Origin of the sequence: Streptomyces aurantiacus, assembly GCF_001418335.1 — a bacterium.
Lineage (GTDB): Bacteria > Actinomycetota > Actinomycetes > Streptomycetales > Streptomycetaceae > Streptomyces > Streptomyces aurantiacus.
On sequence record NZ_LIPP01000017.1, the window covers coordinates 1 to 20,953 of the forward strand.

Annotated in this window: 15 protein-coding genes; 2 read left to right on the forward strand and 13 right to left on the reverse strand. The window is 70.5% G+C overall.

The window, feature by feature from the left end; translation table 11 throughout:
• On the reverse strand, positions 1–1,442 hold a 1,442-nt coding region (locus AOK01_RS02300; protein WP_213862039.1), incomplete at its 3' end, for a type I polyketide synthase.
• Between the two features lie 362 nt (positions 1,443–1,804).
• On the opposite strand from AOK01_RS02300, the gene AOK01_RS02305 reads away from it, so the two are divergent.
• Positions 1,805–3,112 (forward strand): cytochrome P450, encoded by a 1,308-nt coding sequence (locus AOK01_RS02305; protein ID WP_245702045.1) that lies wholly within the window; start codon positions 1,805–1,807, stop codon positions 3,110–3,112.
• 90 nt (positions 3,113–3,202) lie between these two features.
• Here the strand turns inward: AOK01_RS02305 and AOK01_RS02310 are convergent, their stop codons facing one another.
• Both AOK01_RS02310 and AOK01_RS02315 read right to left on the reverse strand, forming a co-directional pair.
• Complete coding sequence (locus tag AOK01_RS02310; RefSeq protein ID WP_055507816.1) at positions 3,203–4,000, reverse strand: AfsR/SARP family transcriptional regulator; 798 nt, start codon at positions 3,998–4,000, stop codon at positions 3,203–3,205.
• Positions 3,997–4,800 carry a thioesterase II family protein gene (locus AOK01_RS02315; RefSeq protein WP_055507818.1) on the reverse strand — a complete coding sequence of 268 codons (804 nt, stop codon included), beginning with the start codon at positions 4,798–4,800 and terminating at the stop codon, positions 3,997–3,999. The genes AOK01_RS02310 and AOK01_RS02315 overlap by 4 nt, the downstream gene beginning before the upstream one ends.
• 898 nt (positions 4,801–5,698) lie before the next feature.
• On the opposite strand from AOK01_RS02315, the gene AOK01_RS02320 reads away from it, so the two are divergent.
• Entirely contained in the window at positions 5,699–7,069 is a 1,371-nt protein-coding gene (locus tag AOK01_RS02320; RefSeq protein WP_055507820.1) for a phenylacetate--CoA ligase family protein, read from the forward strand.
• Between the two features lie 45 nt (positions 7,070–7,114).
• Here AOK01_RS02320 and AOK01_RS02325 read toward each other — a convergent pair whose 3' ends face one another.
• The 10 genes from AOK01_RS02325 to AOK01_RS02370 form a co-directional block, all read right to left on the reverse strand.
• Positions 7,115–8,110 (reverse strand): esterase/lipase family protein, encoded by a 996-nt coding sequence (locus AOK01_RS02325; protein WP_157871165.1) that lies wholly within the window; start codon positions 8,108–8,110, stop codon positions 7,115–7,117.
• A 157-nt stretch (positions 8,111–8,267) separates the two neighbouring features.
• Positions 8,268–9,623, reverse strand: coding sequence for a crotonyl-CoA carboxylase/reductase (gene ccrA / locus AOK01_RS02330; protein ID WP_055507824.1), 1,356 nt, complete (start codon positions 9,621–9,623; stop codon positions 8,268–8,270).
• Positions 9,620–12,031 (reverse strand): beta-ketoacyl synthase N-terminal-like domain-containing protein, encoded by a 2,412-nt coding sequence (locus AOK01_RS02335; protein WP_055507826.1) that lies wholly within the window; start codon positions 12,029–12,031, stop codon positions 9,620–9,622. The genes ccrA and AOK01_RS02335 overlap by 4 nt, the downstream gene beginning before the upstream one ends.
• Before the next feature lie 8 nt (positions 12,032–12,039).
• A complete protein-coding gene (locus tag AOK01_RS02340) occupies positions 12,040–13,338 on the reverse strand; it encodes an acyltransferase domain-containing protein (RefSeq protein WP_055507828.1) in 1,299 nt (432 codons plus the stop codon).
• A 424-nt stretch (positions 13,339–13,762) separates the two neighbouring features.
• On the reverse strand, positions 13,763–13,978 hold the full coding sequence (locus AOK01_RS02345; protein WP_055507830.1) for a DUF5988 family protein: 216 nt from the start codon (positions 13,976–13,978) through the stop codon (positions 13,763–13,765).
• A gap of 116 nt (positions 13,979–14,094) precedes the next feature.
• Entirely contained in the window at positions 14,095–14,622 is a 528-nt protein-coding gene (locus AOK01_RS02350; protein ID WP_055507832.1) for an NUDIX hydrolase family protein, read from the reverse strand.
• 135 nt (positions 14,623–14,757) lie between these two features.
• The gene (locus tag AOK01_RS02355; protein ID WP_055507834.1) at positions 14,758–15,819 is read right to left on the reverse strand and encodes an iron-siderophore ABC transporter substrate-binding protein; all 1,062 of its coding nucleotides are present in this window, start codon (positions 15,817–15,819) and stop codon (positions 14,758–14,760) included.
• Positions 15,819–17,663 carry an ABC transporter ATP-binding protein gene (locus tag AOK01_RS02360; RefSeq protein WP_055507836.1) on the reverse strand — a complete coding sequence of 615 codons (1,845 nt, stop codon included), beginning with the start codon at positions 17,661–17,663 and terminating at the stop codon, positions 15,819–15,821. Before AOK01_RS02360 ends, AOK01_RS02355 begins: the two co-directional genes overlap by 1 nt.
• Positions 17,660–19,354 (reverse strand): ABC transporter ATP-binding protein, encoded by a 1,695-nt coding sequence (locus tag AOK01_RS02365; protein ID WP_079103106.1) that lies wholly within the window; start codon positions 19,352–19,354, stop codon positions 17,660–17,662. Before AOK01_RS02365 ends, AOK01_RS02360 begins: the two co-directional genes overlap by 4 nt.
• Positions 19,355–19,555: 201 nt before the next feature.
• Positions 19,556–20,908, reverse strand: a complete 1,353-nt coding sequence (locus AOK01_RS02370) for a lysine N(6)-hydroxylase/L-ornithine N(5)-oxygenase family protein (protein WP_055507838.1) — start codon at positions 20,906–20,908, stop codon at positions 19,556–19,558.
• Positions 20,909–20,953: the final 45 nt, after the last annotated feature.

Consider the following 20,953-nt stretch of genomic DNA (forward strand, 5'->3'; position numbering starts at 1 on the left):
GGCTCCGCCACCACCTCAGCCAGCGCGGCGGCCAATGCCTCCTCCGGTACCTCCTCCGGCGCCTCCTCCAGGATCAGATGCGCGTTCGTCCCGGAGAAGCCGAAGGACGACACTCCGGCCCGGCGTGGGCGTTCCCCGCGCGGCCAGGGAACCGGCTCGGTCAAGAGGCGTACGCCGCCGCCGTCCCACTCCACATGGGGCGAGGGGGCGTCGAAGTGTGCGATGGCGGGCAGCAGTTCGTGCCGCAGGGCCAGGATCATCTTGATGACACCGGCCACACCGGCGGCGATCTGTGTGTGACCGATGTTGGACTTCACGGCGCCGATCCACAACGGCCGTTCCGCCGGCCGTTCCTGTCCGTAGGCGGAGATGAGGGCCCCGGCCTCGATGGGATCGCCCAGGGTCGTGCCGGTGCCGTGCGCCTCCACCACGTCGACGTCCTCGGGGGAGAGGCGGGCGTTGGCGAGGGCGGCACGGATCACACGTTCCTGGGAGGGACCGTTGGGTGCGGTGAGGCCGTTGCTGGCACCGTCCTGGTTGACGGCCGAACCCCGGATCACCGCAAGGACCCGGTGGCCGTTGCGCCGGGCGTCGGACAGCCGTTCCAGGAGCACCACACCAGTGCCCTCGGCCATGCCCATGCCGTCGGCGGCGGCCGCGAACGGCTTGCATCGCCCGTCGGGGGCCAGGCCACGCAACTCGCTGAAGCCGATCAGCGGGGCAGGGGACGACATCACGTAGGTACCGCCCGCCAGTGCCAGCGAACACTCCTGGGCGCGCAGGGCCCGGCCGGCGAGATGGAGGGTGAGGAGGGACGACGAGCACGCGGTGTCCACCGTCACCGCCGCGCCCTCCAGGCCCAGGGCGTAGGCGACGCGCCCGGAGGTGACGCTGCCGGAATTGCCGGTGGTGAAGTACCCGGCGGTGCCCTCGGGCACCTCGACGGCGCCCAGGGCATAGTCGAGGCCGTCGCAGCCGATGAAGGTGCTCGTGTCGCTGCCGCGGAGGCTGAGCGGGTCGATGCCGGCGCGTTCGACGGCCTCCCACGCCGTCTCCAGGGCGAGCCGCTGCTGCGGAGCCATGGAGAGGGCCTCGCTCGGCCCGATGCCGAAGAAGGTGGAGTCGAACCGGCCTGCGTCGTAGACGAAGCCGCCCTCGCGGACGTAGCTGGTGCCGGTGTTCTCCGGGTCCGGGTCGTAGAGGGTGTCGAGGTCCCAGTTACGGTCGCCGGGCAATGCGGCGACGGCGTCGCCGCCTGCGGAGATCAGCTCCCAGAACTCTTCGGGGGAGCGGATGCCGCCCGGCAGCCGACAGGCCGTACCGATGACGGCGATCGGCTCCTGGTCCGCCGATTCGAGATCGTGCAGCCGGCGTTCCGTCCGACGCAGGTCCGCGGTGACCCGCTTGAGGTAGTCAAGTAGCTTCTCTTCGGTGTGCGCCATCCCGGTGACAACCGCTCCTCTCCGTGAGAGCAGGTGGGCCCCTGACCCGAGGGCCGGACAGGCCGGACAAGCCGGACAGGCCGGACAGCCGCGAGATCGGTGTGAGCATCCGGCGGGCGGGGCCCTGCCTGACCGCAGACTCGTCGACAGCGCTAAAGCGCTCCTAATACTCGGCTGCATGCCCGGCTGCATGCCTGACCGCATGCCTGACCGCATACCCGGCCGGCTGTACCGCGGTGCGCCGCGGGTACCGGTTCGCGGACCCGGACATGCCGGCGAGCGGTTTCTTAGGGGCGCTTAAGCGGCGCCTGCGACGGTTTGCCGGTGTCAGGCCGCCGTGCTCCAACAGCGGAAGTCGCCCGATGCCCGGGGGATTCGGCGGCCTGACCGTCGGTCCGGACAACGCGAAGCGAGACATCATGCCCCTCACGGGAAGCACGTCATCCGCCACCCTGCCCGACCTGGTCGACCCGTCGTTCTGGGCGCGGCCGTACGACGAACGCGTGGCGCTGTTCGAGGAGTTGCGCAGCCTGCCGCACCCGGCGTTCATCCAGCAGAGCATGCCCGGCGTGCCCTGGGCGTTCGGCTACAACGCGGTGGTCAAGTACGCCGACATCGCGGAGGTGAGCCGCCGGCCGCAGGACTTCTCCTCGAAGGGCGCGACCAGCATCGTCGGCATGCCGCCCGAACTGGACGAGTACTACGGCTCGATGATCAACATGGACAATCCGGAGCACTCCCGGCTGCGGCGCATCGTCTCCAGTTCCTTCGGCCGCAACATGGTCCCCGAGTTCCAGGCCGTGGCGACCCGCACCGCCCGGCGCATCATCCGCGAGCTCATCGCGCGCGGACCGGGGGACTTCGTCAGACCTGTGGCCGCGGAGATGCCGATCGCCGTGCTCGGCGACATGATGGGGATTCCCGAGGAGGACCACGACTTCCTCTACGAACGGTCCAACATGATCGTGGGCCCGCTCGATCCGGACATCGTCCCCGACCGCGCCGACTCCGAGCGGGCGGTGATCGAGGCGTCCCAGGAACTCGGTGACTACATCGCACGGCTCCGTGCGGACCGGATCGCCCGCCCGTGCGGCGACGTGATCACCAAGCTGGTGCAGGTCCAGGCGGACGGCGAGCAGTTGACCCGTCAGGAACTCGTCTCGTTCTTCATCCTGCTCGTCATCGCGGGGATGGAGACCACCCGCAACGCCATCTCGCACGCCCTGGTGCTGCTGACCGATCACCCCGAGCAGAAGGAGCTGCTCCTCTCGGACTTCGACACGTACGCGAAGGGCGCGGTCGAGGAGATCCTGCGGGTCTCCACGCCCATCAACTGGATGCGCCGTGTCGCCACCCGCGACTGCGACATGAACGGCCACCGGTTCCGCAAGGGCGACCGGATCTTCCTGTTCTACTGGTCGGGCAACCGGGACGAGAACGTCTTCCCCGACCCGTACCGCTTCGACATCACCCGCGGGTCGAACGCCCACGTCACGTTCGGCGCGGTGGGCCCGCACGTCTGTCTGGGCGCCCACCTGGCCCGTATGGAGATCACGGTGCTCTACCGAGAACTGCTCGCCGCGCTGCCCGAGATCCGCGCCGTGGGGCGGCCCCGCCGTCTGGACTCCAGCTTCATCGAGGGCATCAAGCAGCTGCGCTGCACCTTTTGACGAGCAGACCGTCGCGAGGCCGTTCACGCGCCGGTCCCGGACGTGCCGGAGTGCCGCACACCGAGTGGGGAGTGATGTGCGGAACTCCGGTCAGCGGCCGGACGCGACCGACGATGTGGCCATCAGACGCTTGTCCCCGGCGAGTATGGCCCGCTGCATGGCCTGGAGCGGGCGCCCGGGCTCCAGGCCCATTTCCTCGTTGAGGGTCTTGCGTACCGATTGATAGACCTTCAGCGCGTCCGCCTGCCGCTCGGAACGGTAGAGCGCCAGCATGAGCTGGCGGTAGAACGCCTCGCGCATCGGGTTCTCGGCGATGAGGGCGTACAGCATCCCCACGGCCTCCCGGTGGCGCCCGAGCTGCAGCTGACACTCGGCCAGCATCTCCTGGCACTCCAGCCGGACCTCGGTCAGCCAGGTCGAGAACCCGTCGATGATCGGCCCGTTGGCGGCCGGCCCGCTGCCGCCGTGTCCGAGCGCCGGACCGCGCCACAGCGCGAGCGCGTCCTCAAGGCACTGAGCGGCCCTGTCGTGCCGCTTCTCCCTGAGGAACGACCGCCCCGCGTCGACCAGTTGCGGAAACAGATGAGCGTCGATCTCGTCGTCACCCTTGTGCAGCACATACCCCGGCGCGCGCGTCTCGACGCGGCTTTCGGCGGTGCCCGGACCCTTGAGAAACTTGCGCAACTGGGAGATGTACACATGCAGTCCCGCGGTGGCGCGCCGCGGCAGATCCTCTCCCCAGACCTCCAGCATCAACTGCTCCAGGGAGACCACCTGGTCGGCACGGATGAGGAGGACGGAGAGAACGATCTCGACCTTACGTGCGTTGATGCTGGAGTACCTGTTTCCGTCGATGACACGGGGCGGACCCAGAATCTCGTATCTCACTGAGCGGTCCCCCTCACGGGTTCGCGCCGGCCGGCGATCCGCGCAAGTGCCTCGGAGACGACGTCCGTCACGCCCTGCCGGTGCGCGTCCAGGTAGAAGTGGCCGCCGGAGAAGACCTTGAGGTCGAAGGGCCCGTCGGTGTGCTGCCGCCAGGCGGCGACGTCGTCCGGCGGGGCCTGCGTGTCCCGGTCCCCTGCCAGGGCGGTGACCGGGCACCTCAGTGGTGACGACGGACTCCACCGGTACTCCTCGGTCGCCCGGTAGTCGTTGCGGACGACCGGGATGATCTCCGCGAGCAGTTCCTCGTCGTCCAGGAAACGGGGGTCGGTGCCACCGACCCGGCGCAGTTCGTCGACGAGTTCGGCGTCGCCGAGCAGATGGACGGTGCCTCGCCGGAAGCGGGACGGCGCCCGGCGCCCTGATACGAAGAGCCAGTGCGGCTGGTTCTCCGAACGCTCCCGCAGCCGCTGCGCGACCTCGAAGGCGAGAACGGCGCCCATGCTGTGTCCGAAGAGGGCGAGCGGGCGGTCGTCGTACGGAGTGAGTGACGCGGTGATCCGGTCGGCCAGCTCGGGAACGCTGTCCATGAGCTGTTCCTTGCGCCGGTCCTGCCGTCCGGGGTACTGCACCGCCAGCACTTCCGCCGTCGGCATGAGTGCGGGGGACTGTGCCAGTGCGTGGTAGTAGGTGGCTGAGCCGCCCGCGTGCGGAAAACAGACCAGGCGGACTTTGGCTTCCGGACGCGGCCGGAACCGTCGAAGCCATGGATCTGGAAGATCAGGTATGTGGGGGGCAGACAAGATCGTTCCCCTTCTCCGGAATTACGGCAAGGGGACCGCCACGTCGCGGTCATCGTCGACCAACTGCGGCGGCCGCCAAACAAGTTCGTCCATCATGCAAGGCCGAAGTTCAAGGGGCAACGAGGCCTATGGCACCACTAGGGCGGAATAAGACATTCCATCCCTCTTGTATCTCGATTCTTGAGTGATCAATTAATTTCCGGAAGTTAAAAGGAGGGTAATCACTGCGACCGATTGGTGTTTCGTCCTGTAAAGCTCGACACCCGGTCGGGTGGCTGAATAGGGCGTCGGCGTCCGAGGGGCGGCGGATCGAGCCGCGCGCGGTGCGGTCGGTCTCCCGTCGGTCAGGATCGCGAGGCTGCCCGCGCCCGGTTCCCGCCAACTGCGACGTGTTGCTTCTGTGGGTGATGTGGAGAATTCCCGTACCACCGCTCGATCCTGCGCAGAGCTGCCCTTTCCTCGTCTTTCGTAAGCCCCGGGCGGAGGCGGTCGGGCCGCGCGGGAGCGGCTCGGGTGGAGTTGTCGGAGAAGCAGGATGTGGCTGGTTTCTTTCAGTGGGCCGGAGAAGCATTCGGTCTCGCTCTCGCTCGTGTCGAGGGTTGGGGACTACGTCACGGGACCCGTGGTACGCGTCGGTTGACGAGTTGTCGTGACGAGTTGTCGTGACGAGTTGTCGTGACGGGTTGTCGTGACGGGTCGTCATGACGAGGAGGCCCGAGGGCTCGGCCGGGGCCGGGCGTCGTCACCCTTTGGTGTGACTGTGTCGCGCTCCGGACGGTCTGCCCCGCGGTGCGTCCGCCACCGTTGTGCCAAGGGGGCGCGGTGAACGCACGCCCCGCGTCGGATTTCTCCGGCAGGCCGGCGAGCGGCCGTGTCTGCCCCGAAGGAGCACAGGACGATGAGTGACAGCATGTCGGGGCTGAACAGGGACATCCGCAGGGCGCGGAAGAAGGGCACGGCCGCGATCGCCCAACGGCAGCGTGACCGGTTGGGCGACTTGGTCGCCCACGCCCGCTCCGCGTCGCCGTACTACCGCGAGCTCTACCGCGGCCTGCCCGAGCGGGTGGAGGATCCGGCCCTGCTGCCGGTCACCGACAAGAAGCAACTGACGGAGCGTTTCGACGACTGGGCGACCGACCGCGACGTCACGTTCGAGAAAGTGCGCGCGTTCACCGACGATCCGGATCAGATCGGACGGCGGTTCCTCGGCAAGTACCTGGCCGCCACCACCTCCGGCACCAGCGGCCGGCGCGGCATGTTCGTGCTCGACGACCGGTGCATGAACGTGGGTTCCGCCCTGCTCTCCCGCGCTCTCGTCTCCTGGCTGGGCCCCCTGGGCCTGGCCCGTGCCGCCGTCCGCGGCGGTCGCTTCGCCCAACTGGTCGCGACGGAAGGCCACTACGTCGGCTTCGCCGGGTACGCCCGCACGCTTCGCGAGGGCAGCCTGCGCGGCAGGCTGGTCCGGGCGTTCTCGGTGCACACACCGACCTCGCAACTGGTCGACCGGCTCAACGACTACCGTCCTGCCTTCGTCATCGGCTACGCCAGCACGATCATGCTGCTCGCCGCCGAACAGGAGGCAGGCCGTCTGCGCATCGATCCGGTGCTGGTCCAGCCCGCCGGCGAGACGATGTCCACCAGCGACGTCGACCGCTTGGCGGGCGCCTTCGACACCATGGTGCGCCCGGTGTACAGCGCGACCGAGTGCATCTACCTGAGCAACGGCTGCGCCGAGGGCTGGTACCACGTCAACGACGACTGGGCGGTGTTCGAGCCGGTCGACGCCGACCACCGGCCCACCCCGCCCGGCGAGTTCTCACACACCGTCCTGATCAGCAACCTCGCCAACCGCGTACAGCCGTTCCTCCGCTACGACCTCGGCGACAGCGTCATGCTGCGGCCCGACCCCTGCCCCTGCGGCGACGTTCTGCCCGCGATCCGTGTCCAGGGCCGCACCGGCGACATGCTCACCTTCCCCACCAGCCGCGGGGACGACGTACAGCTCGCTCCACTGGCCCTGAGCACCCTGTTCGACCGGGTGCCTGGGATCGAGCTGTTCCAGATCGAGCAGACCGCCCCGTCCGTACTGCGGGTCCGGGTGGCCGTGGCCCCGGGCGCCGACCCGGACCGCGTGTGGGCGACCGCCCACCGGGGCCTGGCCCGGCTGCTCGCCGACAGCAAGCTCGACGACGTCACTGTCGAGCGGGGCGAGGAACCGCCGAAGCAGGAATCCGGCGGCAAGTACAGGACGGTCGTCCCCTTCGGCTGACCGCCGTCCCCGGTGTGCTGTCCGTGGGTTCGGATGCCGTGGCGCTCACCGCGCGTAGGGGCGCAGGGGCGGCTCTTCGCCGGCCCATGGCCGGCTGTGGATCAGTGCCTCGATCGGGAAGGCCAGGAAGCCGGGCAGCGCCTTGACGGCCTCTTCGCTGTTGAGCGGCATGATCAGCTCGGCGCAGTCCGCACGGTCGATCCGGCCGGGATCCGCGGGGCCGGGATGTTCGATCGCGTCGGCGACCAGGTCGTAGCTCACCTGGTCGACCACCAGGGCGATGTGGGTGGGCCATGGCCGTCCGGGACAGATGTCCTGGACTCCGACGCGCTGGGCGCCGGGCAGGGTCGGGGGCCCTCCGTCGGCCACCACGGACTCGTCGGCGGTGGAGTGGACGGTGGTGTACGAAGGCCCCGCCGGCATGGGCGTGCCGTTCGCGGTGAGGGCCTTCGACCAGTTCGAGTCGCGTGCGAACTGCAGGACCGCCGCGGGGCATCCGGTGATCTCGGTGAGGGGGAGGCAGAAACTGGCGAGCCGGGTCCCCTGGAACGGGGAGCCCAGCGTCACCACGTCGTCGACCTTCCCGGCCAGGTCCGGCCAGAAGCGCAGGGCCCAGGCCGCCAGGAGGCCGCCCTGGCTGTGCCCGACCAGGTCGACCTTCCGGCCGGTTCGCTCCTGGACCGTGCGTGCCGCGTACACCACGTATTCGACGGACACCTGCATGTCCTGGAGGCCGCGGCCAGGAGGATCCACCCAACAGGACGGATAACCCTCCTTGGCGAGTTCGGCCATGTAGTTCCAGGCGTAGTTCTCGTAGCCTGTGAAACCAGTGGCGGGAATGAAGAGAACGGTCGGCTTGTCGCCGTCCGCGTGTACGCCCTTGAGGTCCGTTCCGCAGTGCAGAGCCCCGGCCAGCTCGGCCACCGGAGTTTCCAGGGGCGGAGACGGGTCGGCAGCGGCCCGGGCGGCGGGCGCCGGAAACAGGACAAAGGTCAGGAGCAGTGCCGCCGCGAGACCACTGACCTTCGAGGAAAAGCGCACCGGGACCTCCAGGATGCCTTTATGTAAAAGCCCACGCGAAGAATACGTTCGTCGTGGGGATTAGCCCACCGAACGCGCAGGAACATGTTTCCCGGTCTCTTTTCCGGCGAACTGGCGACACCTCACCCGGTCTTCGTCCCTGCCCTGCCGCGCGGCATCACGTCACAGGCCGGAGTGCGGGGCTCGGACTGTTCTGGAAGAGATTGATCCGGTCGAGTTTGCGGGCCCTGAGATCGGGGTCGCGTACGCCCATGCCGCCGCGGTCGGCGAGGCAGAGCACACCGACCTTTCCCTGGTGGAGGTTGGCGGCCACGGCGTGGGTGGCGTCGCCCACCGCGGCGAGGGGGTAGGTCCGGGAGAGCACGGGATGAATGCTGCCCCGGACGACGAGTTCGTTGGCGGCCCATGCCTCGCGGTAGTTCGCCATGTGCGAGCCGATGACGCGCTTGACGTGCATCCACAGATGGCGGTTGTCGTAGCTGTGCTGATAGCCGGTGGTCGAGGCGCAGGTGACCACGCTCCCGCCGCGGGCGGCGACCATCACACTGACTCCGAAGGTGTCCCGGCCCGGATGCTCGATGACGATGTCCGGGTCGTCCCCCGCCAACTTGCGGATGGCGCCGCGGAATCGGCTCCAGTCGCTGAGGCGGGGGCGGTCCTGCTCGTCCCAGAAGACGAAGTTCTCCGCGGCCCGGTCGATGACCAGCTCGGCCCCCATCCGGCGGCACAGGTCGGCCTTGGCCTGTGACGACACGACACAGACAGGTATGGCGCCTCCATTGAGGGCCAGTTGGGTCGCGTAGGCGCCGAGCCCACCGGCGGCTCCCCAGATCAGGACGCGCTCGCCCTGCTTCATCGCCGCCCCGTGATGGGACACCAACTGGCGGTACGCGGTGGAGAGTCCCACACCCAAGGAGGCGGCCTCCTCCCAGGTGAGGTGGGCGGGCTTCGGCATCAGCTGGTTCGCCTTGACCAGGGAGATTTCGGCGAGGCCGCCGAAGTTCGTCTCGTACCCCCAGACCCGCTGGCCGGGGTCGAGCAGCGTGTCGTCGTGTCCTCCCGGGGTCTGCAGGTCCGGCTGGAGGCAGTGCGCGACGACCTCGTCACCCGGCTTCCACTCGCGTACCCCCGGTCCGGTGCGCAGCACGACTCCGGAGAGGTCGGAGCCGAGCACGTGGTACGGCAGGTCGTGCCGGGCCCCTTCGGGCGAGGTCCGGCCGAACGTACGCAGGAAGCGGAAGGTGGGAACGGGCTCGAACAGGGCCGACCACACGGTGTTGTAGTTGATGGAGCTGGCCATGGTGGCGATGAGCGCCTCGCCGTGCTGCAGCTCCGGGGTGGCGACCTCCTGCACGTGGACGGTCCTGCGGGGGTCCCGCCGGTCGACGGGGGTCCGGGCGAGGGACTGCTGCTCCGCCGCGAGGACGACGGCGGCCCGGTAGCCGGCCGGGACGTCGCAGGCGGCGATGGCCAGCGGGTCGTCCGTCGCCGCGGCGTCACGAAGTCGGCTCATCGGCTGGTCCTTGTCTGCCGGCGGGGCGGGCCGTCGGTGACGCGGCTGACGGTGATCAGGGGTCCTGGTTCGCCGCTCACCGGCCCGGCCACGACGTCGGTGGTGTCGGGGGTGTCGGGGGTGTCGGCGTGCAGCGCGCGGATCACGGCGAGGACACCGTCGGCGCCGAGGAAGGTCTCCTCCGTCGTACGGTCGCCCCCGCACGCGAAGTCCACCGGCGGGTGGGGTGTACGCGACCAGGCCGTACGGAGCCGGGCGAGCGGCCGGAGTCCGTGTGCGCGGGCGACGGACTCCCGGCTCAGGGCGAGCAGGAACGCCCCTTCGGCGATCCGCTCGGGCTCGACACCCATGAAGCGGGCGAACTCGGGCCGGCTGGTGGCGCTGACACCGAGGACGAGCGCCATGTCGAGCTCACCGCGGGCCAGTTGCCGGGCCGCGGTGTGCACGGCGGTGAGCCCGCTGGTGACGCCGGTGTCCACCAGCATGGTGGGGCCGCCCAGGTCGTAGCGGTTGGCGATACGGGCCGGGACGACGTTGGGCAGGATCCCCGGCAGCGTGTCCTTCGTGGTCGGCGGGGTCGCGGACCGTACCTCGGCGAGACAGCCGGCGAACGCCGTACGGTCGGCTCCTTCGAGGACGCCGTCCACCTCGGCGGCGTGGCATCGTACGAGGTGGTCCGACGCGGCCGGCGACGGGCCGACGGCGGCCGCGACGACCCCGGTGGTGAGGCGCGTAGGAGCCCACAGTTCGCCGTGCTCGGCGCTGAACAGGGCCGCCACCCGCAGGGCCATGAGCTGGCTCGGGTCGGTGGCCCGCACGGTGGGCGGGGGCAGGCGGACATCCTGGAACGGCGGCGCCGGATACCGGGGGCCGAACGTGCGGGGTCCTGGCGGACGACCGTCGCGCAGCAGCCGTGCCAGTTCCGCGGGGTCCGGGTCTCCGGGCAGGTGGGCGGTCCAGGCGAGGAGGACCACCGGGTCGGACTCCGGAGCCGGGACGCGCCGGGCCGGCCGTGCCGTGGCACGGTCGCCGATCAGCAGATGGGCGTTGGTCCCGCCGAAGCCGAAGGCGGAGACGCCCGCGATCCTGGGGCGGCGGCCGTCCTCGGGCCAGGGGACGTCGGTGACGGGCACGCGCACCAGGTCGTCGGCCCGCGCGGTCGGTCCTGGCTCGGTGTAGCGGCGCTGTGCCGGGATCGTTCCCTGCCGCAGCGCCGTCAGGGCGTGGATGACCGAGACCACTCCGGCACTCCAACCGGTGTGCCCGAGCAGCGACTTGTTGGACGCGCACCAGACGCCGCCCGGGGCCGTCACGTCGCCGAGCGTTCCCAGCTCCACCGCGTCGCCGACCGCCGTGCCCGTTCCGTGCGCGATCACCCAGTCGATGTCGTCCGCGGCCAGACCGGCGTCCTGCCGGGCACGGTCGAGACACCGGCGCTGACCGGCCGGATTGGGTGCGTAGATCGCCGTACCCCTGCCGTCCGAGGAGCGGCCGAACCCCAGCAGGACGCCGAGCACCGGATCGCCGTCCTCGACGGCCCGGTCCAGGCGCTTGAGCGCGACGACCCCCGCGCTGTCGGAGAACAGGGTCCCGTCCGCGTGCCGGTCGAACGCGCGCACGTCTCCGCTGGGGCTCAGCCCGCGCAGTTTGGCGAAGGCGACGTTGTAGCGCGGCGTCACCCCCGACACCCCGCCGCAGTAGGCGATGTCGCTGGTCCCGTCCAGCAGGCTCGTGACTCCGAGGCCGATCGCGTACAGCGACGACGAACAGGCGGCGTCGACCACGGAGAACTCGCAGTCGTCGGGCAGCAGTCCGGCCGCCGCGGCCCGCGCGACCCGATGGGGCAGCGTGTCCTGCGGCTGCCCGCCGCCGTGCCCGTGATGACGCCCCAGCAGGCCGCGCAGCCGTTCTTCGGCCTCGGCCCGCCGTGCGGGGTCGTCCCGGTGCAGATGTTCGGCGGTGTGCCGGGCGACGGACTCGGTCAGGACCGCCTCGTCGGTGCGCTGTCCGACGAGGGTGCTGCTGCCGACGTAGTAGGAGTACCGGTCGGTGGGGCGGGTGGTGACGGTCTCCCCCGCCTGCAGCAGACAGTGCCGGAGCCAGACCGGGTTCTGCTCGGTGGCCGGGACGACACCGGCCGCGATCTCCTCGGCAAGCCGGGGGTGCGGCCGGAAGTCGTGCAGGAAACCGGAGGTGCGGACGTAGCCGCGGTCCTCGGCGGCGGGGTCCGGGGACCAGAAGGAGTCCAGCCGGTAGCGGTTCGACGGCTCCTCGAACACGGGCCGGTCGTCGCACAGGAGCTTCCACAGCTCCTCCGGGTCGCAGGCCCCCGGAACGGCGATGCCCATGCCCACCACGGCGACGCTGTCGCCGTGGGCGCCGTCGTCGGCCGGGCCGCGAGGGGTCATGGGCCGGCTCACCGCCGCTCGGACGCGGGGGCGGCGCCGTCGCGCACCAGGCCGGTGACGAGCGTGGCCAACTCCGCGACGGTGTCGTAGTTTCCCGCGTTGGCCACATGGAACATGTCGCTCAGGTCGTACGTCCGCAGCGCACGCTCCAGCAGTTCGGTCATCGCCAGGGAGTCGACGCCGAGGTCGGCCTGGAAGTCGGCGTCGTCGGTGATCACCTCCGGCGGGTATTCAAGGATCTCGGCGCACACGGCACGCACGGTTTCGAGGATGTCCGCGTCGGCCACGGTCGCGGCTGCGGCCGTCTCCGCGACCGGGGCGGCGTCGGCCACGGCGGAGTGCAGAACGGGCCGCAGCCGGTCGGAGAGATCGGACGTCACCGTGCTCTCGCGGAGCGGTGCCGCGGTGACCGCCGAGGGCAGCGAGGTGGACACGATCCGGGTGAGGACGTCCAGCGCGCCGCACTCCACGAAGGTCGTGACGCCCTCGGCGTGCAGCGCGTGCACGGCTTCGTGGAAGCGCACCGGCCGGGTCATGTCGGCCACCATCAGCTCGACGACATCGTCGGCCGCGGTCAGGAAGCGGCCGAGGCCGTGGGAGTAGAAGAAGCGCTCGCGGGGCGCGGACATCCGTACGGTCCGCATCGTCGTCGCGTAAAGGGCACTCGCCTCGGCCAGCTGCGGGGTGTGGAAGGGGCCGGGGACGCTCAGCCGGGACGTGCGGATCCCCACCTCCCGCGCCGCCTGTCGCACTTTCTCCAGCTCCGCCCCGGCGCCGCTGACCACCGACTGTTTCGTGGCGTTGTGCGCCGATACGGCCGTCGTGGCGGCGCCGGCCGAAGCGATCAGTTCCTTGGCGCGGGCCGGGTCTGTGCCCACCGCCAGCATGCCGCCCACGGGCGGCGGTGCCTTGCGCAGCGTGGCATGGCGTTCGCACACCGCCCTGGCCGCGTCGGCCGGGGTGAAGACGCCGGCGACGGCCAGGGCGCCGAACTCGCCGAGGCTGTGCCCGAGGACATGATCGGGTGTCAGTCCGTAGCGGGACTCCAGGAGCGCCGCCAGGGCGACGGACGTCGCGAGGATGGCCACGTCGAGACGCTCGTGGTCGGACTCCAGCAGCTGCCCCAGCGCGGGAGCGTCCGGAGAGAACAACAGCGGTTGGACCGGCTTGAGCTGGTACTCCGCGGCGACCGCGTCGATCTCCGCCACGCGGTCCGAGATCCGGTCGGCGTCCGCGCCGAGGCCGGCGAAGACGCCCGGCAGATACGATCCTTGGCCGGGGAAGAGGAACGCCACCCCACTGCTCATGTGATCATCCTTTCGTCGGGGATGGCCCGGGACGAGTGCGTGCGAGACCGCGGAGGCGGCGGCGTCCGTGGTGGGCCGCGCGGCTGTGCTGTCCACCGCTGAACCCGGCACGGAGAACGCTGCCTCGTGTCAACGGCGACGCGTCGAGCCTAGGAGGGGGCCGTCGAGGCGTCAGCCCCTAAAAGGGCGGTGCCCACCCCTAATTGAGAGTGGGGTGTCTCTCGGAGGTGAAGTCTCGGAAGTCCGGTGTCCGGTTACGTGCCCGGTGTCGCGGCGAGCCGGACGGCGGCGGCACCGGATGCGGCTCGTACGCGTATGCCGTCGGCCACCGCCCGGGGGCGCGTGCGGTGGCCGACGGCGGTCGCGGAGTCCGTGCCGGCCGGTACCCGCTACGCGGCCACGCGGGTCTGCCCGGCCACGCGGGCTACTCGGCCACGTAGGTGTGCCGGCTCCAGATGAAGACCACCAGATCCCGGCCCTGTCGGCGGATGAGTTTCGCGGTCGGTTCGAAGTGTTCCCAGCGGTTTCCGTTCAGCAGCCGGAACTTGCTGCCGATGTCCGGCACGTACCGGAGCCGCTCCGTCTCCGGGAGGAAACCCGGACCGCCGGTGAGGATGGCATTCGGCTCGTGAGTGACCATGCACGCCGCCTTCCGTGGTTGGAACCTGGGAGAAATTCCACCATCCGGTCCACGGAAGTGGTGCATTCCCGGCGGAAGCTAGGGGGTCACGAAGCCGAGTTAGGGGGTCCCGTGCGTCAGAACAGGCAGCCCACATGCGCGAGGGCCTGCTTGAGCAGGGCGCCGTGGCCGCCGTGCATCTCGTTGAGGACCATGGCGGACGAGGCCTCCTCGGGGCTGAACCAGACCAGGTCGAGGGCGTCCTGACGGGGACGGCAGTCGCCGGTCACCGGGACGATGTAGGCGAGGGACACCGCGTGCTGGCGGGGGTCGTGGAAGGGTGTCGCCCCCAGCGTCGGGAAGTACTCGGCGACGGTGAAGGGCTGCAGCGAGGCCGGGACCCGGGGCAGCGCGACAGGGCCGAGGTCCTTCTCCAGATGGCGCAGAAGAGCGTCCCTGACCCGCTCGTGGTGCAGCACCCGGCCGGAGACGAGCGCGCGGCTGACCGCCCCGCCCGACCCCATGCGGAGCAGCAGTCCGATGCTGGTCACTTCGCCGCTGTCGTCGACGCGTACCGGTACGGCCTCGACGTACAGGATCGGCATGCGGGACCGCGCCTGTTCCAGTTCGTCGTGTGGCAGCCAGCCGGGCGTGGTTTCGGTCATGTCAGACATTGCTTGATCATACTTTCAGCGTCCGGTGTCGCGAGCGTGTCGCCCGACACAGCGAATCCGGGACCACGGTCGTCCGTGACCCCGGACCTTCTGTCCGCTTCTCCCCGCGGCGACGCGGGATCACTCTCAAGAGGCCGGTTCGGTCACCTTCGTGGCGGTGTCGCCGTCGACGGCCGCGGCCAGCTGCGGTACCAGTCGCTCCAGCATGTACGGCAGGCTCAGTACCGAGACGAAGGACACGGAGTTGCCGTAGTCGCCGGCCTCCTCCACGAGGACCTCACGTCCCTGCTTCGCCACGTCCAGGTCGGCGTAGAGCGCGTTCTTGTGCAGTTTCGCCTCGTCCTTCGCCCGGTCCGCGACGATCCACACGATGGCGTCGGTGTCCAGCAGATCGGTGCGTTCCTTGCTGATGTTGGCGCCGAACTTGTCACCGATGACCTTGTCCAGGTCCGTCGGCAGCTTGAAGCCGAGGTCGGTCAGCACCCGCGAGCGCGAGTCCTGGCTGCCGAAGACGAAGGTGCCCTCGTACGGCGTCGCCATCACGGCGCTGGCCCCGGCGAACTTCGGATTGTCCTTGGCGGCGGTCGCGAAGTCGGACTCGACGCCCTTCACCAGGTCCTTCGCCTCGGCGTCCTGGCCGAGCGCCTTGCCGATGATCTCGGTCTGCTGCTGCCACGGCACCCCGAAGTCGTTGTACTGCTTCGGCTGGGCCACGACCGGAGCGAACTTGGAGAGGGTCGTGTACTGGTCCTTCGTGAGGCCGCCGTAGACCGCGAGGATCAGGTCGGGCCTGAGCGCGGCGATCTTCTCGGTCTGCGGGCCCGTGCCGGTGTCCTTCAGTACGGTCGGGACCTTCCCGCTGCCCAGTTTGTCCGTGGCCCAGGGGCCGATGGCGCCCTTGTAGCCGCCGAGCCACTCGGTGGTTCCGACGGGCACCTTGCCGAGGGCCAGGACGGCGTCCTGGTCGGTCAGCCCGACCGTGACGATCCGCTTCGGCTCGGACTTGACGGTGGTGCTGCCGTATTTGTGGGCGAGCGTCACCGGGAAGGCGCTGTTCTCGGACGCGGACTTGTCCGAGCCGGCCGCGTCGGAGTCGTCGTCGGAGCCGCAGGCCGCTGCGGTGCTGAACAGGAGGAGCGCGGAGGCGAGCGCCGCGACGAGGCGTGCGCCTCTGGAAGAGCCGGGCATCAGTGGTCCTTCACGGTGGTGGTGTCAGGGCGGGGGTGGTGCGTGGGGGTCCGGTCGGCCGTGGCGCGGGTGCCGGACCACGCCTCCCACAGGGAGGCGTAGGGGCCGGCTGCGGCGCACAGCTCGTCGTGGGTGCCGCTCTCCACGATCCGGCCGCCGTCCATGACGACGATCCGGTCCGCGGTGGCGGCCTGGGTGAGGCGGTGCGCGACGATCAGCGCCGTGCGGCCCTCGACCGCCCGGTCGGCCGCCTGCTCCAGGAGCCGGGCGCCGGTACTGCCCGCCTCGGCCGTGGCCTCGTCGAGGACGGCCACCGGGGGATCGGCCAGCACCAGCCGCGCCAGGGCCAGTTGCTGCACCTGGGCCAAGGTGAGGCGGTGCCCGCCGTCGCCGACGACCGTGTCCAGGCCGTCGGGCAGGGCGCCGGCCCAGTCGAGGGCGTCCACCGTGGCCAGCGCCGTACGCAGTTCGTCGTCGCCGGCGCCGGCGCGCGCGAGACGCAGATCGTCCGCGAGCGGTCCGGCGAAGACGTGCGTCTCCTGGGTGACCAGCGCGACCGGCAGACCCTCCCGGGGCGCCCCGGCGCCGGCCGTCACGTGGACCGAGCCGGACGTCGGGCGGTGCACGCCCGCGATGAGCTTGGCGAGCGTGGTCTTGCCCGCGCCGCTCACGCCGACCAGGGCCACCCGCTCGCCCGCCCGGAGCGTGAGGTCCACGTCGTGCAGGACGGGACGGCCGGGCTCGTAGGCGTGGTGGAGGCCCGTCACGGTGACGGTGCCGGCGGCGCCGATGCCGATGTCGGCGCCGGTACGCTGCGCGGGCTCGGAGGACAACTCGGAGGACAGCTCGGGCGACGGCTGGTCGGCGACCCCGACGAGCCGGGCGAGCGCGGCGGTCGCCGACTGCGCGTCGTCGAGCAGGACGAGCGCCGAGTTGACCGGCGTGAACAGGCTGTGGAAGTAGAGCGCGGCGGCCGTGGCCGTGCCGATGGACACCGATCCGCCGCGCACCAGCAGGAACCCGGTGACGAGGACCGCCGCGAGTCCGGCGTACTCGGCCACGTGCAGCCGGTTGTAGAAGTTCAGCACCAGCCGTACGCCGCGCAGCGTCAGCTCGACCGCCGCCGACGAACGCCGGGTCACCCGCTCGGTGTGCTCCTCCTCAAGCCGGAACGCCCGTACGGTGCCGGCGCCCGCGACGGTGTCCAGCAACTGCTGCTGCTGGGCCCCCGTCGCGATCCGCTGCTCGGCGTAGAGCGGCACGGCGTTGCGTACGTACCAGCGGGCGGTGGAGGCCTGGACGGGCACCGCGACGAGCGCCGCGAGGAAGAACCGCCAGTCCAGCGCGGCCATCGCGACCAGGGTCAGCGCGATGGCCAGCAGTGAGCGGGCCAGTTCGGGCAGGGCCGAGCGCACGGCCTCGCCCACCACCGAGACGTCCCGGGTGACCCGCGCGGTGAGGTCGCCGGCCCCCGCCTTCTCCACCTGTTCCAGGGGCAGCCGCAGGGCCTTCTCGACGAACCGCTCGCGCAGGTGGGCGAGGACGGTCTCGCCGAGCCGGGACACAAGTGACAGGCCCAGCACGGTGGTCGCGCCCTGCGCGAGAGCGACCAGCACCAGCAGCACGACCGGCAGGGTGATGCTCCCCGGCGGGCGGTGGTCGGCGACCAGGTCCACGATGCGGCCCAGCAGCGGCTGGACCAGCAGGCCGACCGAGGTGGCCACGATCATCATGGCGAAGCCGCCGAGGGCCAGGCGCCGGTGCGGGCGTATCAGTTCGCGTACGGCGGCACGCGTACGGGCCTGTGTCGCGGTGGGCAGCAGCGTACGGGCAGTGTCACTCATGCCAGCACCGCCGTTCGATAGGTCTCGTGACGGGCTATCAGCTCCGCGTGCGGGGCCGTGTCGGTGACCCGGCCGCCGTCGAGCAGCACCACCCGGTCGGTCACGGAGAGCAGTGCGGGGCTGGTGGTCACCAGAACCGTGGTGCGGCCCTTGCGGACCTCACGCAGGCCGGCCGCGATCCCCGCCTCGGTCACCGCGTCGACCGCCGTGGTCGGATCGTGGACCACCAGGACGGCACGGTCCGCGGCCAATGCGCGGGCGAGGGCGACGCGTTGGCGCTGGCCTCCGGAGAGCGAGCGCCCGCGCTCACTGACCGCGGTGCCGTCACCTTCGGGCAGTGTCCGCGCGACCTGGTCCACCCCGGCCGCCGTCATGGCCGGCTCGGGGTCGCCGGCCTCGGGGGCGGCGGCCGTGACGTTGTCGCGGACGGTTCCCTCGAAGAGGTCCGCGTCGTGCTCGGCCACCAGCAGCACCGTACGCATCTCGGCCGGGTCCAGGTCCCGCAGGGACACCCCGTCCAGTTCCACCGTGCCGGCGTCGGGGTCGGCCCGCCGGGCCAGACAGCGCAGCAGATCGGTGGCGTGGGCGGGGTCGGTCGCGACCACGCCCAGCAGTTCGCCCGGCTCGATGTCCAGGTCCACCTCGCGCAGCCCGCCATGGCTGACGCCGGCCAGCCGCACCGCGCCGCGCACCTGCCGGGGCAGGCTCCGCTCGCCCGCCGTGACGCTGTGCGCGGTGGCCAGGACCTCCGCGACCCGTCCGGCGGAGGCCCGGCCCTGGGCGAGTTCGGCGTTGACCCAGGCGAGCACTTCGAGGGGGCCGAGCAGGAAGAGCGCGAGCCCGACCGCCGACACCAACTGGCCGAGACTGATGGTCCCTTCGGCGGCCAGCCGGCCTCCGACCAGGGCGACGACGGCGATCAGACAGCCGGTCAGGGACAGCACCATGCCGCTCTGGAAGGCCTGCGCGCGGGCGGCCTTCAGTGTGGCCCGCAGGGAGTCGCGGCTGGTGGTGCGGTAGCGGTCGATGGCCGCCGACTCGCCGCCGATGCCCTTGAGGATCCTGAGACCGGCGACCAGGTCGGCGGCGACGGCGGAGGCGTGCGCCGCGCGCTCCTGCTCGGCCTCGCTGCGGGTCTCCAGGGGCTTGCTCAGCAGATGTCCGAGCCAGAGCAGTACGGGGGTGCCCAGCAGGACGACCAGGCCGAGCAGGACCGACGTACGCAGCAGGACGAAGGCACAGGTGAGGATGCCCACCAGGGACGCGATCCCGTACATCACGGCCGTGTTGACGCCGCCGACCCGCTTGGCGTCCTCGGTCGCGATGTTGGCCAGCGCCCCGGGCAGCCGGCCGTCCTCGGCGCCGCCGCCGGGGTGCAGCACCCGTCGTACGAGGGCGATGCGCAGGGAGTGCTCGGCCCGGACCGCGGACCGGTCGCCGGCCCAGGCGCCATAGCGGAAGGACAGCGCAAGCGCGACGTAGACCACGGCGAGGACGCCGAGCCAGCGGACGAGGGCGCCGGTGTCGGAGCCGGTGACGGCCCGGTCGATCACCACACCGATCAGCACCGGAACCAGGGCTTCCCCCACCTGGTGTCCGGAACCGAGCAGCGAGCCGAGGGCCACGTCCCGGCGCTGCTCCCTGACCGACTCCCGCAGGACGTCACGCCCCGACGGATATGTAGGACTCACCCGCAACCCTCCGGGATCGGACGACGAAAACTTAGGTGAGGCTACTCTAAGTTGCTGACCATGGCATTGCCCAGTGAGGGCGCGGGGACACGGGGTGCTGGACCGTCGAGCGGCCCGCGCGGGTGTGACGGCACGTGAAGTGAACCCGTGACGTCACACCCGGCACCCGGCACCGGTGGAGCGAACCCTTCAGCCGGTTCCTCAGCCGATCGGCGCGGCCAAGTCGCCCGTGCGGTGGGCGATCAGGGAATCGAGGATCTCTCCGGACCGCACCGCCGTGGTGGACAGCAGGGTCGAGGTGAGGCCGTGCGTGTGCTCGGTCGCGCCCTGCAGATAGATGCCCGCCGTGACGTCCGGGGTGAGTTCGACACGGTGGTCGCGGCCGACCCGTACGGCGTCCTTGTCGTCCCGCAGGCAGAGTTTCGCGGTTCTGCCCAGGAGGGTGTCGAGGTCCCTGGGCCGGTAACCGGTCGCGTGGACGAGCAGGTCGGCCAAGAGCACCTCCCGTTCCCCGGTGGGGAGATACTCGACGGTGACCTCCAGATGGTCGTCGAGGGTGCGTACGTCCCTGATGCGGGACACGTTGCGCATCTGCAGCCGCTCCCGGCCCTGGACCTTCTCGCGGTACATCGTCGCGTACAGCGACTCGATGAGATCCATGTCGACCACCGAGTAGTTGGTGCTGCGGTGGTAGTCGACCAGGGACTGTTTCACCTCCGGGGTGGAGCGGAAGTAGACGTCCACGGCCTCCGGGTCGAAGATCCGGTTGGCGAACGGGCTGTCGTCGGCCGGCGTGTACCCGTACTTCGCGAAGATCGCGCAGATCTCCGCCTCGGGGAAGGACCGGTGCAGGTAGTCGAGCGCCTCGGCGCCGCTCTGACCCGCGCCGAGCACCAGGACGCGGCCCACCGAACGCTCACCCGAGGCGTTCAACTCCTTCACCCGCGGCACGAGTTGGCTGTTGTGCCAGATGCGGTCCGACAGAGCCGTGTCCGGTGGCAGATGCGGCTCAAGGCCGACGGCCACCGAGATGTTCCGGGCCCTTCGGGTGACGGTCCGCCCGGGTGCGCCGGGCGCGCGGCTGACGACGTCCAGCCAGCGGATCTCGCCGTCCGGTCCCGTCACCGGCTCGACGGACACGACCTCGTCCGAGTAGTCGACGAGGTGGGCCACCCGGGAGGCCGCCCACTCGAAGTACTCGTGGAACTCGATCCGCAGGGGGAACAGCGTCTTCGCGTTGAGGAAGTCCACCATCCTGCCCCGCTCCCGCAGGAAGCACAGGAAGCTGAAGTCGCTGGTCGGGTTGCGCATGGTGACCAGGTCCTTGAGAAAGGAGACCTGCATCGTGGCGTCTTCGATGAGCATTCCGCGGTGCCAGCCGAACGACGGCTGGCGCTCCAGAAATCCCGCGCGGATCCGGTCCTCCGGAGCGGCTTGGGCGTTGTGTTCCTCAACCGCGATGGCCAGCGCGAGATTTGACGGCCCGAAACCGATTCCGAGCACGTCAAGGACGGCGTCCGGCTCGTCGTGCAGCTCGTCGTGCAGTGCGTTCACCGCAACTTTTCCTTCCCCTAGGCGCCACTGATGTTAAATAAGGTT